Here is a 12,195-nt window from a genome sequence, read left to right as displayed (position 1 = left end):
GCGGGCCCGGAGGGGGTCCTCGGCTTCGGGCTGTCCAACCGACGAACGCCGCGGGTCGACGCCGGACTTCGCCCCGGCCTTCCGCATCGCCGAGCGGGCCGGGTTGGCCCTCGTGCCCCACGCCGGCGAGCTGCTCGGGCCGCAGGCCGTCGCCGAGACTCTCGAGACCCTGCGACCGCAGCGGTTGGGCCACGGCGTCCGCAGCGTCGAGGACCCGCGCGTCCTCGACCTCGTCGTCGAGCGCGGCGTGGCGCTCGAGGTGTGCCCGGGGTCCAATGTCTCGCTCGGCGTCTACCGCGAGGCGCCCGACGTGCCCCTGCGCACGCTGCTCGACGCCGGGGCCACGGTCGCGCTCGGCGCCGACGACCCGCTGCTCTTCGACTCGCGGCTGCTCGCGCAGTACGAGACCGCCCGCACGTTCCACGGCCTGACCGACCCGGAGCTCGCCGAGCTCGCCCGCGGCTCCTTCCGCGCCAGCCGCGCTCCGGAGGAGGTCGTCGCCACCGCCCTGGCGGACATCGACGCCTGGCTGGAGACACCCCCTTCGTCCGCGGCGTAGCCGTCACTCCCGGAGCGCGAACCCGGCCGAAGATCCTGCGGCTCTCACCCCACACGGCGTGACATCTTCTGCCAAGATCGCAGTGCCGCGGCTCGATCCCCGGCCCGCGGTCACCAAGGGAGGAAATGCACATGGCTTCACGCATGCGACCGCGCGGCGCGCGCCTGGCGGCTGCTGCCGCCGTCATCGGGCTCGGCGTCATCGGCGCCCAGTCCGCCACGGGCGCGACCCAGGACGAGCCGACCTCGACCCCGGTCCCGATCTCGACCCCTGACGGTCAGATCTCCAGCTACGTCATCAACACCAAGCTCGTCACCCCGGGCCAGGTCCGCAAGGTCGAGTCGGCGGTGACCGCCGCCGGTGGCGTCGTCGTCCAGTCGTGGCCGCAGATCGGCGTCGTCGTCGCCCACTCGACGAAGGCCGACTTCCGCACCGCCGTCGTCGCGGCCTCCGGCAATGCCATCGAGTCGGTCGGCCGACCCGCTCCGTCGCCGTCAGCGAGGGCACCCCCGCCGGCGCGCAGGCCCCGTGGGGCCCCGGCACCGGGCAGCAGAAGAAGGCCCTGACGAAGAAGGGTGACGTCTCCGAGGGCACCGCCGCCACCTCCACCGACCCGCGCGAGGGCGAGCAGTGGGACATGGCGATGATCAAGGTGCCGCAGGCGCACGCGATCACGACCGGCTCCCCCGACGTCCTCGTCGGCGTCCTCGACTCGGGCATCGACCCCGACCACCCGGACCTGGCCAACCAGATCGACCGCGCCAACTCCGTCGGCTGCACCGACGCCGGCCGCCCGGCCACCGGTGAGTCCGCCTGGGCCCCGACGACGAGCGACCACGGCACCCACGTCGCCGGCACCATCGGCGCCGAGCGCAACGGTGTCGGCATCGTCGGCATCGCGCCGGGCGCGAAGATGGCCTCGGTCAAGGTCGTCAACGACGACGGGTTCATCTACCCCGAGTACGCGGTCTGCGGCTTCATGGAGGCCGGGCTCAAGGGCATGGACGTCACCAACAACAGCTACTACGTCGACCCCTTCGAGTTCTGGTGCGGTGACCAGCCCGAGCAGGCCCCGGCCATGGAGGCCGTGCGTCGCGCGGTCGACTGGTCGACGAAGCGCGGCACCGTCCACGCGGCGGCCGCGGGCAACAGCTCCTACGACCTGTCGAACAAGACGACCAACGACTCGAGCCCCAACGACGGCACCTCCGTCGAGCGCACGATCAACAGCTCGTGCAAGGACATCCCGACCGAGCTCGACGGCGTCGTCACCGTCTCCTCGCTCGACCGGGCGGGCACGCTGTCGTCCTTCTCCAACCGCGGTCTCGGCTCGATCGACGTCTCGGCCCCGGGCCGCTCGATCCTGTCGACGATCGTCAAGGACAACGGCTGGGGCCTCAAGAGCGGCACCTCGATGGCCTCGCCGCACGTCGCCGGCGTCCTCGCCCTCATGAAGTCGGCGCACCCGACGTGGGGCCCGGAGAAGATGATCACCGAGCTGCGGGCCCAGGCCACCGACACCCCGTGCTCGACCACGACCGCCGGCGCCCCCTGCGTCGGCACCCCGGAGGAGAACTCCTTCTACGGCGACGGCATCGTCGACGCCTACGCGGCGGTGCGCTGACCCGCACGCCCACGCAGAACGCAGGGCCCCCGGCCATCGGCCGGGGGCCCTGCGTCGTGCCGGGTCTGAACTCTGCACAACCCTAGGGTCTTGCAGAGTTGCCGGGCCTGGACCGTGCACGACCCTGGGGTCGTGCAGAGTTGGGGCCGGGCGGCCTAGAGGGCGTGCCCGACGAAGACGGGCTCGTTGACGAGCGTCACCCCGAAGGCCTCGCGCACGCCATCGCGCACCTCACGAGCAAGGGCGGCGACGTCGGCCGCCGTCGCGTCGCCACGGTTGGTGATCGCCAGGGTGTGCTTCGTCGACAGCGCAGCAGGGCCGGGCATGCGGTGCCCCTTGCCGAAGCCCGCCTTGTCGATGAGCCAGGCCGCGCTCGTCTTGACCCGCCCCTCCCCCGCGGGGAAGACCGGCGGGACCGGCCCGTCAGGACCGAGCCGGGCGGCCGCGCGCTCGACGAGCTCGTCCATCTGCTCCGTCGGCAGGATCGGGTTGGTGAAGAAGGAGCCACAGCTCCACGTGTCGTGGTCGGGCTCGTCGAGCACCATGCCGCGGATGCCGCGCTGGGCGAGCACCGCCGCCCGGGCATCGGCCAGCGGGACCCGGGCGCCCTGCTCGACACCGAGCTCGCGGGCGAGGTCGGCGTAGGCGACCGGCGCGGACAGCCCGTCGTCGCCGAGGCGGAAGGTCACCTCGAGCACGACGTAGCGGCCGGTCTCCTTGAAGACCGAGTGCCGGTAGGTGAAGGCGCAGGCGGCGTTGTCGAAGGTGACCTGCGCCCCCTCCCGCCGGTCCCACGCGAGGACCCGCACGATGGTCTGGGCGACCTCCTGGCCGTAGGCGCCGACATTCTGCACCGGGGTCGCCCCGGCGAGGCCGGGGATGCCGGACAGGGCCTCGATGCCGGACCAGCCCTCGGCGACGGCGCGGGCGACGACCTCGTCCCACACCTCACCGGCGGCGACGGTGACCTCGACGGTCCCGGCCTGCGACGACGGGGCGACGTCCACCCCCTTCGTCATGATCCGCACGACGGTGCCGCGGAAGCCGTCGTCCGCGATGACGAGGTTGGACCCACCCGACAGCAGGAGAAGGGGGGTGCCCGCCTCATCCGCGGCGCGCACCGCCTCGACGACCTCGCTCGTCGTCGTCGCGGTGACGAGCGTGTCGGCCGGGCCACCGACACGCATGGTCGTCAGCGGCGCCAGCGCGGCGCCGTGCTCCGTGCCGCCCATCAGTCGAGCTGGACGGTCGCCCGGCAGCGGCCGAGGACCTTGTCGTCGCCGCAGGTCACGGTGAGCTCGACGGTGACCTGCCGGGTCTGCGCGTCGAGCGACCGCACCGCGCCGGACACCTCGATGGCCGCGCCCCCGTCGTGGGGGACGACGACCGGCTTGGTGAAGCGGGTGCCGTAGTCGACGACGCGGCCGGCGTCGCCGACCCAGTCGGTGACGACCTGGACCGCGGCACCCATGGTCCACATGCCGTGCGCGATGACGTCGGGCAGGCCGACGGCCTGCGCGGTGCGCTCGTCCCAGTGGATGACGTTGCGGTCGCCGGAGGCTCCGGCGTAGTGCACGAGGGTGGCCCTCGTGACCGGGATGGTGCGGCTGGGGAGGGCCTCGCCCTCGCTCACCTGCGAGAACTCGCGCACGGCCATGGTCACTCTCCTCCTCGCACGACGATCGTCGACAGGCTCGTCGCGACCGGCTCGTCGTGGGCGTCGATGATCTCGCTGCGCATCGTCACCATCTGGTGGCCGCCGGCGGCGCGGATCGCGTCGATGTGCAGCACGCCGCGCAGCTCGTCGCCCGCGACGATCGGTCGGTGGTGGGTGAAGCGTTGCTCGCCGTGGACGACGCGCGTGTAGTCGACGCCGGCCTCGGGGTCGACGACGAACTGGCGGTCGGTGCGCTGCCCGGGGATGACGGCGAAGGTCGGCGGGGCGACGAGGTCGGCGTAACCGGCGGCCCGCGCGGCCTCGACATCGGTGTGGATCGGGTCGGTCGCACCGACGGCCGCGGCGAAGTCGCGGATGTGCTCACGCCCCACGTCGAAGGGGGGTGTGGGCTCGTAGCTGCGCCCCTGGAAGTCCTCGTTCACGGCCATGCGGTCAGTCTAGGCGGGCACCTCGTGCACGACGACGCGGCCGCTCGAGCAGGTGCTCGGGCGGCCGCGTCGGGAAGCGTGCAGGTGCTGCTGGGACCTCAGCGGGTCTCGCGGTGCGCGGTGTGCTTGCGGCACCGCGGGCAGAACTTCGCCAGCTCCATGCGGTCGGGGTTGTTGCGGCGGTTCTTCTTGGTGATGTAGTTCCGCTCCTTGCACTCCGTGCACGCCATGGTGATCTTGGGGCGGACGTCGGCGCTCTTCGTGGCCACGGTAAGAACCTGCTCTCAGACACTTCGGGTGGTACTCGCCTGGCGCCGGTCTGCGCTGGGCGGGAGGTGTGTGGTGCGTTGCCACCTCGGGGGCACAACACAACGACGCACAAGAATAGTCCACGGGGCGGCCCCACCGGAAATCGGTGGTGGTCGCACCCGTGGCACTGCGTAGCGGGAGCGGGACTCGATCCCGCGACCTCACGATTATGAGTCGTGCGCTCTAACCAGCTGAGCTACCCCGCCGTGGCGGTCGACCTGCGCGCGCGGCGCGGGCCGAACCCGAGCCCCCTGTCGGAATCGAACCGACGACCTTTTCCTTACCATGGAAACGCTCTGCCGACTGAGCTAAGGGGGCAGGTCCTCCGGCTCTCGGGGAGATCCGGTGGACAACCTCGGGAGAGTTTACACGCCAGATGGCGTGGTCATGAAATCGAGGGCTCACCCGCCGGCGACGAGGGCCTCCAGAGCGGGCCTCAGCCCGGCCGGGACCGGCACCGGACGCCGCGTCTGACGGTCGACGAAGACGTGCGCGGAGGTCGCGATGGCGACGGCCTCGCCGTCGCTCGCCCGCAGGAGCGCGCACTCCCAGCGCACGCTCGTGCGGCCCACGGCGAGGCTGCGCAGACCGATCTCGAAGACGTCGGGGTAGGAGATCTCGGCGAGGTAGCGGCAGCCGGTCTCGGGGATGAGGTTGATCGTGTCGCCACCGGCGGCGACGTCGAAGCCGTGCGCCTTGAGCCAGTTGTTGATCGTCGTGTCCATGACGGAGTAGTGCACGGCGTTGTTGACGTGGCCGAACTGGTCGTTGTCGCTCCAGCGCGTGGGCATCGTCGTCCAGTGGCCGTAGCTCGAGCGGTCGAAGGGGGTCACCCGGCCCATCCTGCCCGACCGGCTCCGCGCGGGGCGGGCGCCGGCGACGAGCAAGGCCCCCGGGACGCGGACGTCCCGGGGGCCTCGTGCACTGCTGGTGGCAGGTGAAGGATTCGAACCTTCGTAGGGATAACCCGACGGATTTACAGTCCGTTTCCATTGGCCGCTCGGACAACCTGCCGTGTGCGTCTGAGAGGATAGCAAGCCGAACGCCCAACAGCAGAATCCACCCCGAGGAGCGCCCCGGACATGGCCAGCAGCAGCTTCGACATCGTCAGCAAGGTCGACCGCCAGGAGGTCGACAACGCGCTCAACCAGGCGGCCAAGGAGGTCGCGCAGCGCTACGACTTCAAGGGCGTCGGCGCCTCGATCGAGTGGAGCGGCGAGAGCATCGTCATCAAGGCCAACACCGCCGAGCGCGTGCTCGCCGTCCTCGACGTCTTCGAGTCCAAGCTCGTGCGCCGCGGCGTCTCGCTGAAGAACATCGACTTCGGCGACAAGGAGCCCAAGCCCTCCGGCAAGGAGTACGTCCTGTCGGGCCCGACCAAGGAGGGCATCGACCAGGACAACGCGAAGAAGATCTCCAAGATCATCCGCGACGAGGGCCCCAAGGGCGTCAAGCCGCAGATCCAGGGCGACGAGCTGCGCGTCACCGGCAAGTCCCGCGACGAGCTGCAGGAGGTCATCTCGCTGCTCAAGGGCAAGGACCTCGACGTGGCGCTGCAGTTCACCAACTACCGCTGACCCTCCCTTCACCCCCGGCACGCCGGGCAGCACGAGACGACCGGCCGCGACCCTCGGGTCACGGCCGGTCGTCTCGTCCGCAGGGTCAGACCGCCACGGGGGCGACGTCGTCCGCGGGGTCGCCGACGGGGTTGTCGGCGTCGTGCCGGCGCAGCAGGCGAGCGAGCAGCGGCACGCAGAGCAGTCCCAGGCAGGTGGCCGCGATGAGCACCCACAGACCCGACGAGGGCGCGCCCGTCGCCTGCTCCGCGAGACCGAAGGCATAGGGCCCGACGAAGCCACCGGTGAGGCCGATGGTGTTGACGAAGGCAAGGCCGGCGGCCGCACCCACTCCCCCGAGCCGGGCCATGAGCACCGACCAGTAGAGCGGCTGGACGCCGACGATGAAGAGCATCGTCGCGCTGAGGATGATCATCCGGGCGACCGGCTGATCGACGGCGACGAAGCACAGCGCGAGGACGATCGCGGCTGCGGTCGTGATGCCGATGAGCCGCACCTCGCTGCCGGGGTTGCGCCGCAGGACACGGGGCACGACGAGCACACCGATGACCGCCCCGACGCCGACGACACCGGAGATCAGCCCGACGAGGAAGCTGTCGGTGACGTTCATCGCCTGGACGATCGAGGGCACGAAGAAGATGACGCCGTAGGTGGCGATCTGGTTCATGAAGTAGATCGCCGCGACGGTCAGCAGGAAGGGCGTGGACATCGCCTGGCGGACGATCGCCCCGGGGCTGCCGACCGGCTCCTCCGCACCGACCGCGCGCCGGGTCAGCTCGGCGGCCTCGTCGGGCGTCAGCCAGCTCGCCCTGGCCGGCGAGTTGGGCAGGACGAAGAAGATGATGACACCGAGGAGCACCGTCGGGATGCCCTCGAGGACGAAGAGCCACTGCCAGCCGTGCAGGCCGCCGACGCCGTCCATCTTCATCAGGGCGCCGCCGATCGGGTTGGCGACGATGAAGGCGACGGACGAGGCGGTGAGGATGAGCCCGACGGCGGTGGCGCGGTCCTTCTGCGCGAACCACGTCGTGATGAGGTACATGATCCCGGGGTAGAGCCCGGCCTCCGCGGCGCCGAGCAGCAGGCGCAGCACGTAGAAGATCGTGGGGCTGGAGATGAACATCATCGCCATCGTGATCAGGCCCCACGTGACCGCGATCCGGCTGATCCAGACCTTCGCGCCGATGCGGTGGAGGATCAGGTTGCTCGGCACCTCGAGCACCGCATAGGTGATGAAGAAGAGCCCCGCGCCCAGCCCGTAGGCGGCGGCGTCGATGCCGGCGTCGACCTCGAGCGCGGACTTCGCCAGGCCCACGTTGGTCCGGTCGACGAAGGCCATGAAGTAGGCCGCCATGAGCAGCGGGACCAGACGCACGAAGGCCTTGCGCGTCGCCGAGGAGTGGAGCGCGTCCGACGTCGTTGTCGGTGTCGTCATGTCTGATCTCCCAAGATCTCGTGGATGAATCCGCATTCATGTTGAATGTGGATTCAAGTTGTGTCAAGGGTCACGTCGATGTGTGGACACCCACGAGCCGGCGGGCAGGGCCGCGGCAGCTCGAGCCCACGACAGGGCCGGCGGGCCAAGGGGGTCACCCCCGGGCGGCGAGCACCTCACCGGCGCGCTCGAGCAGCTCGCCCTTGCGGATCTTGCCGGTGTCGGTGAGCGGGAAGGCGCTGAGCACCTCGACGAGCGGCACCTTGTAGGCCGCCATCTGCTCGCGGGCCCAGAACTCGAGCGCCGGGGCGTCGACCGCGGCACCGTCGCGCAGCGTGGCGAAGGCGACCGGCCGCTGCCCGGTGCCCCCGTCGCTCGCGGGCACGACGGCGACGGTGTCGACGTCGGGGTGACCGGCGAGCATCATCTCGACCTCGGCCGGGAAGACGCTCATGCCGTTGACCTTGATCATGTCCTTGGCCCGCGCCAGGTAGTGCAGGCAGCCGTCCTCGTCGAGGTGTCCGGTGTCGCCGGTGTGCAGCCAGCCGTCGCGCAGCTGGCTCGCCGTCGCCTCGGGGTTGCGCCAGTAGCCGGTCGTGATCGAGGGGCTGCGCAGGATGATCTCGCCGGGCTCGCCCTGGGGCATCGGCTCCGCGGTCACCGGGTCGACGACGAGCACGTCGGTGCCGGGCACCGGCAGTCCGCAGAAGACGGGCGTGGTCGTCAGGTCGTGGTCGTCGTCGGCGAAGCCGTAGGGCACGACGTCGACCGTGTGGCTCTCGGTGAGCCCGTAGGAGCCCTCGCGCAGCACCGAGTGCTCCCCCACGACCTGGGCCCACCGACGGCGCACCTCCGGGGTCAGCTTGCGGATGAAGGACATCGCCATCGGCCCGGTGAAGCTCGACAGGTCGCGCTCGGCGATGTCGGGCAGCTCGAGGATCTCGAGATAGCTCTCGACGGTCGCGGCGGTCATCGTCACGCCGTGGCGCTCGACGAGGTCGACGACGGTCGCGGCATCCCACCGGTGCAGCAGCACGCTCGTGCCACCCATGACGAGCGGGATGAGGATGCCCAGGTCCTCGCCGGCGATCCAGAAGACGGGCACGAAGCACAGCGAGACGACCTCGCGACCCAGGCCGTTGGCCCCCGCACCGCTCACCGCCGTGTAGACCATGTGACGCTGCGAGTGCTCGCAGCCCTTGGGCAGGCCGGTCGTGCCCCCGGTGTAGTTGAGCGCCGCGAGCGCGTCGAGGTCGCGCTCCGGCTCGACGAGCGGGTCCGCGGTGAGCGCCTCGTCCCACGTGACGATCTCGACCCCCTCCCGGCGAAGGGAGGAGACCTCACCTCCCACGACGACGACCGTCTCCACGCCCGCGTCCGCGGCGGCCGGCAGCAGGCGCTCGACGAGCGCGGCGTAGGTGACGACGACGCGGGCACCGCTGTCGGAGAGCTCGTGGACGAGCTCGGCCCGCTGGAACATCGGGTTGACCGGCACGTGGACGCAGCCGGCGCGCAGGGTGCCGAGCATGGCGACGACGAACTCGTACGCATTGCCCAGGTGCACGCCTACGCGGTCACCGGGGGCCACCCCCTTCGCCCGCAGCCACCCGGCCCACCGGGAGTGCCGACCGGCGAGGTCGGCGTAGGTGAGCGTCTCGTCGCCGACGACGAGCGCCGGGTGCTCGGGCTGGCGGTCGGCCCACGCGTCCACGTACTCGGGCACGGTCATCTCGCCGAGCGGGTGGACGACGTCGCGGGGCGTGTCGGCGGGGCGCACCCGCTCCTGCCGGGCGCGCACGTCGGCGAGGTGCTGCGTGTAGTCCATCGGGCACTCCTTGGGTCACCAGGTGTCGACGTACCTCCGGGGCACGTCCTCGGGGACGGCCGAGCCCATCGCGGTGACGATCCACCGCCGGGTCTCGACCGGGTCGATGACGTCGTCGAGCTCGACGACGGCCGCGGCGTTGACCGCCCGCCCGCGCTCGTACATCTGCGCGAGCAGCTCGGCCTCGAGCTCGGCCCGCTCCGCCGGGTCGGCGACGGCCTCGAGCTCACGGCGGAAGCCCAGGCGCACGGCGCCCTCGAGCCCCATGCCGCCGACCTCGCCGGTCGGCCACGCGAGGGTCGCCGCGGGTCGGTGGAAGCCACCGGCGGCCATCGCCTGCGCCCCGAGGCCGTAGGCCTTGCGCAGCACGACGGTGACGACCGGTACCCGCAGGTGCGAGCCGATGACGAAGAGCCGCGAGAAGTGGCGCACCGTCGCCGTGCGCTCGTGCTCGGGGCCGACCATGAAGCCCGGGGTGTCGCACAGCGAGACGACGGGCAGGCCGTGCGCGTCGCACAGCTGGAGGAAGCGCGCGAGCTTGTCGGCCGCCGGGGTGTCGATGGCGCCGCCGAGGTGACGCGGGTTGTTGGCGACGAGGCCCATCGGCCGTCCTTCGACCCGCACGAGGGCGGTGATGACGCCGGGCGCGAAGCCAGCGCGCAGCTCGAGGACGGAGCCCTCGTCGGCGAGGGTGTCGATGGCGACGTGCACGTCGTAGGCGCGCACCCGGCTCTCCGGCACGACGTGCCGCAGCCGCCTCTGGTCGGGCGCGCTCCACTGCTCGTGGGAGCCCTGGAAGTAGCCGAGGTAGCGCTGCGCCACGGCGACCGCCTCGGCCTCGTCGTCGACGACCACGTCGACGACGCCGTTGCTGCCCTGCACGCCGATCGGGCCGACCTCCTCGGGCGCGAAGACACCGAGGCCACCGCCCTCGATCATCGCCGGGCCGCCCATGCCGATCGTCGAGTCACGGGTGGCGATGATGACGTCGCAGCAGCCGAGTAGCGCGGCATTGCCGGCGAAGCAGCGCCCGGCCGCGATGCCCACGGTCGGCACGAGCCCGCTCAGGCGACCCATCGACGCGAAGGTCGGCACGTCGAGCCCGCTCGCCACCGTCGTGTCGGTGTCGCCGGGGCGGCCGCCGCCCCCTTCGGCGAAGAGGACCACGGGCAGCCGCTGCTGCTCGGCGATCTCGAGCAGCCGGTCGGTCTTCTTGTGGTTGAGGTAGCCCTGCGTGCCCGCGAGGACCGTGTAGTCGTAGGCGAGGACCGCGGTGCGGGTGCCGGTCGCACCGGGGCTCGTCGTCACGTGCCCGATGCCGGTGACGATGCCGTCGGCCGGGGTGCTCGCGACGAGGTCCTCCTCGCTGCGTCGGGCGCGCTGGGCAGCGACGGCGAGCCCGCCGTACTCGACGAAGCTGCCCTCGTCGACGAGGTCGGCGACGTTTTCACGAGCGGTCCGCTGACCGCGGGCGTGCCGCTTGGCGATCGCATCGGGGGCGGGGCGGCGTCGAGGCGTCGCTCCTGCCGCTCGCGCAGGCGGGTGAGGTCGGCGCGCTCAGCGTCGAGGTCGGGACCGTCGTCGACGCTCGCGGTCTCCTCCCCCACCGACGAAGGGAGCAGCCGCACCAGGAGGTCTCCGGCAGCCGCGGTGGCCCCGGGCCGTGCCGCCACCGCCGTGACCGTGCCGGAGGCGGGCGCGGTGACGACGTGCTCCATCTTCATCGCCTCGACGACGAGCAGGGGCGCGCCGAGCGCGACCTCGTCACCCGCGGCGACGAGCACGTCGACGACCGCTCCGGTCATCTCGGCGCGCACCTCACCGACGGGGCCGGCCTCGCCGCTGGCCGTCTGCGCGAGCCCTGCCTCCCCGATCCAGCGGGTGGTCACCCGCCAGTCGGCGACGTCGTCGTGCGCGAGCAGCTCGCGCAGCAGGGGCAGGTTGGTCTCGACACCGTCGATCGAGCACTCGAGCGCGGCCCGGAGCGCCTTGTCGAGCGCGCCGGAGACACCGGAACTCTGCAAGACCCTAGGGTCCTGCAGAGTTCCGGTGCCGTGGCTGTGGGTGACGACCTTGGCGACGAGGGAGTCGAAGCTCCCGTCGATGCGGGTGCCCTCGACGAGGTGGGTGTCGACCCGCACGCCCGGGCCGCTCGGCCAGGCGAGGCCGGTGGCGACGCCGTGGGCGGGCAGCGCCTCACCACCGGAGCCGACCCGCTCGGCCGCCACGCGCAGCTCGACCGCGCTCCCCCGCACCTCCGGGGGTCGGTCGAGACCGATCTCGGCGAGGGTGCGGCCCGCGGCGAGCGCGAGCTGGGTGAGCACGAGGTCGACGCCGGTCACCATCTCGGTCACCGGGTGCTCGACCTGCAGGCGCGGGTTGACCTCGATGAACCACCAGCGGGTCGGGTCGTCGGCGTCGAGGAGGAACTCGACCGTCGCCAGCCCGCGGTAGCCGCGCCCGGCGAGCAGCCGCACGGCCGCCTCGTGCAGCGCTGCGCGGACGTCCTCGGGCAGGCCGGGTGCGGGAGCGACCTCGACGACCTTCTGGAAGCGCCGCTGAAGGGTGCAGTCACGCTCGCCGAGGTGGGTGACTCCCCCTTCGCCGTCGGCCGCGACCTGCACCTCGACGTGCCGCGCCCGCTCGACGTAAAGCTCGGCGAAGAGGTCACCGGAGCCGAAGCTGCGCTCGGCCTCCGACCGGGCCCGCTCCCCAGGCCGGGGGCGACCGGATCGCCCGCCGCGACGGCCCGCATGCCGC

Annotated in this window: 11 protein-coding genes, 3 tRNA genes and 2 pseudogenes; 4 read left to right on the top strand and 12 right to left on the bottom strand. The window is 71.9% G+C overall.

The features are described from left to right. From AC2W7J_RS09395 to AC2W7J_RS09385, 3 genes and pseudogenes are all read left to right on the top strand, one after another. A pseudogene (locus AC2W7J_RS09395) lies at nucleotides 1-559 on the top strand (amidohydrolase family protein); the annotation flags it as partial. A gap of 131 nt (nucleotides 560-690) precedes the next feature. Then, on the top strand, nucleotides 691-1,125 hold the full coding sequence (locus tag AC2W7J_RS09390; protein WP_485982190.1) for a hypothetical protein: 435 nt from the start codon (nucleotides 691-693) through the stop codon (nucleotides 1,123-1,125). Between the two features lie 71 nt (nucleotides 1,126-1,196). Further along, a complete protein-coding gene (locus tag AC2W7J_RS09385; protein WP_485982189.1) occupies nucleotides 1,197-2,183 on the top strand; it encodes a S8 family peptidase in 987 nt (328 codons plus the stop codon). A 155-nt stretch (nucleotides 2,184-2,338) separates the two neighbouring features. Here the strand turns inward: AC2W7J_RS09385 and AC2W7J_RS09380 are convergent, their stop codons facing one another. The 8 genes from AC2W7J_RS09380 to AC2W7J_RS09345 all read right to left on the bottom strand — a co-directional run bounded on the left by AC2W7J_RS09380 (nucleotide 2,339) and on the right by AC2W7J_RS09345 (nucleotide 5,612). Then, a complete protein-coding gene (locus AC2W7J_RS09380) occupies nucleotides 2,339-3,415 on the bottom strand; it encodes a UDP-N-acetylmuramate dehydrogenase (protein WP_485982188.1) in 1,077 nt (358 codons plus the stop codon). Next, nucleotides 3,415-3,840, bottom strand: a complete 426-nt coding sequence (locus tag AC2W7J_RS09375) for a MaoC family dehydratase (RefSeq protein WP_255185335.1) — start codon at nucleotides 3,838-3,840, stop codon at nucleotides 3,415-3,417. Before AC2W7J_RS09375 ends, AC2W7J_RS09380 begins: the two co-directional genes overlap by 1 nt. Nucleotides 3,841-3,842: 2 nt before the next feature. Further along, nucleotides 3,843-4,289: an FAS1-like dehydratase domain-containing protein gene (locus AC2W7J_RS09370; protein WP_255185334.1), complete on the bottom strand. Its 447-nt coding sequence runs from the start codon at nucleotides 4,287-4,289 to the stop codon at nucleotides 3,843-3,845. A 98-nt stretch (nucleotides 4,290-4,387) separates the two neighbouring features. Continuing rightward, the gene (gene rpmG, locus AC2W7J_RS09365; protein ID WP_084450001.1) at nucleotides 4,388-4,558 is read right to left on the bottom strand and encodes a 50S ribosomal protein L33; all 171 of its coding nucleotides are present in this window, start codon (nucleotides 4,556-4,558) and stop codon (nucleotides 4,388-4,390) included. A gap of 172 nt (nucleotides 4,559-4,730) precedes the next feature. Beyond that, nucleotides 4,731-4,804: transfer RNA gene (locus AC2W7J_RS09360), tRNA-Met, on the bottom strand. A gap of 39 nt (nucleotides 4,805-4,843) precedes the next feature. Next, a tRNA-Thr gene (locus AC2W7J_RS09355) sits at nucleotides 4,844-4,916 on the bottom strand. A gap of 83 nt (nucleotides 4,917-4,999) precedes the next feature. Next, nucleotides 5,000-5,431: an acyl-CoA thioesterase gene (locus AC2W7J_RS09350; protein WP_255185333.1), complete on the bottom strand. Its 432-nt coding sequence runs from the start codon at nucleotides 5,429-5,431 to the stop codon at nucleotides 5,000-5,002. Between the two features lie 95 nt (nucleotides 5,432-5,526). Beyond that, nucleotides 5,527-5,612 (bottom strand) — tRNA-Tyr (locus AC2W7J_RS09345). Between the two features lie 68 nt (nucleotides 5,613-5,680). On the opposite strand from AC2W7J_RS09345, the gene AC2W7J_RS09340 reads away from it, so the two are divergent. After that, nucleotides 5,681-6,175, top strand: coding sequence for a YajQ family cyclic di-GMP-binding protein (locus AC2W7J_RS09340; RefSeq protein ID WP_255185332.1), 495 nt, complete (start codon nucleotides 5,681-5,683; stop codon nucleotides 6,173-6,175). 85 nt (nucleotides 6,176-6,260) lie between these two features. Here the strand turns inward: AC2W7J_RS09340 and AC2W7J_RS09335 are convergent, their stop codons facing one another. The 4 genes and pseudogenes from AC2W7J_RS09335 to AC2W7J_RS09320 form a co-directional block, all read right to left on the bottom strand. Continuing rightward, nucleotides 6,261-7,610 carry an MFS transporter gene (locus AC2W7J_RS09335; protein ID WP_485982187.1) on the bottom strand — a complete coding sequence of 450 codons (1,350 nt, stop codon included), beginning with the start codon at nucleotides 7,608-7,610 and terminating at the stop codon, nucleotides 6,261-6,263. A gap of 154 nt (nucleotides 7,611-7,764) precedes the next feature. After that, the gene (locus tag AC2W7J_RS09330; RefSeq protein WP_485982186.1) at nucleotides 7,765-9,435 is read right to left on the bottom strand and encodes an AMP-binding protein; all 1,671 of its coding nucleotides are present in this window, start codon (nucleotides 9,433-9,435) and stop codon (nucleotides 7,765-7,767) included. A gap of 15 nt (nucleotides 9,436-9,450) precedes the next feature. Then, on the bottom strand, nucleotides 9,451-10,923 hold the full coding sequence (locus tag AC2W7J_RS09325; RefSeq protein ID WP_485982191.1) for an acyl-CoA carboxylase subunit beta: 1,473 nt from the start codon (nucleotides 10,921-10,923) through the stop codon (nucleotides 9,451-9,453). A gap of 191 nt (nucleotides 10,924-11,114) precedes the next feature. After that, nucleotides 11,115-12,195: pseudogene (locus AC2W7J_RS09320) on the bottom strand (ATP-binding protein); the annotation flags it as partial.

The sequence above is a fragment of the Janibacter sp. CFPM2_SD2 genome (assembly GCF_057364645.1).
The sequence above is the reverse complement of the archived record's forward strand: the minus strand, read 5'-3'. Positions and strand labels throughout refer to the sequence as shown.

Bases quoted from the DNA above. Each gene is read 5' to 3' on its own strand.
- AC2W7J_RS09390 (WP_485982190.1), top strand. From the start codon at position 691: ATGGCTTCACGCATGCGACCGCGCGGCGCGCGCCTGGCGGCTGCTGCC.
- AC2W7J_RS09385 (WP_485982189.1), top strand. From the start codon at position 1,197: ATGGCGATGATCAAGGTGCCGCAGGCGCACGCGATCACGACCGGCTCC.
- AC2W7J_RS09380 (WP_485982188.1), bottom strand. From the start codon at position 3,415: ATGGGCGGCACGGAGCACGGCGCCGCGCTGGCGCCGCTGACGACCATG.
- AC2W7J_RS09375 (WP_255185335.1), bottom strand. From the start codon at position 3,840: ATGGCCGTGCGCGAGTTCTCGCAGGTGAGCGAGGGCGAGGCCCTCCCC.
- AC2W7J_RS09370 (WP_255185334.1), bottom strand. From the start codon at position 4,289: ATGGCCGTGAACGAGGACTTCCAGGGGCGCAGCTACGAGCCCACACCC.
- AC2W7J_RS09340 (WP_255185332.1), top strand. From the start codon at position 5,681: ATGGCCAGCAGCAGCTTCGACATCGTCAGCAAGGTCGACCGCCAGGAG.
- AC2W7J_RS09335 (WP_485982187.1), bottom strand. From the start codon at position 7,610: ATGACGACACCGACAACGACGTCGGACGCGCTCCACTCCTCGGCGACG.
- AC2W7J_RS09330 (WP_485982186.1), bottom strand. From the start codon at position 9,435: ATGGACTACACGCAGCACCTCGCCGACGTGCGCGCCCGGCAGGAGCGG.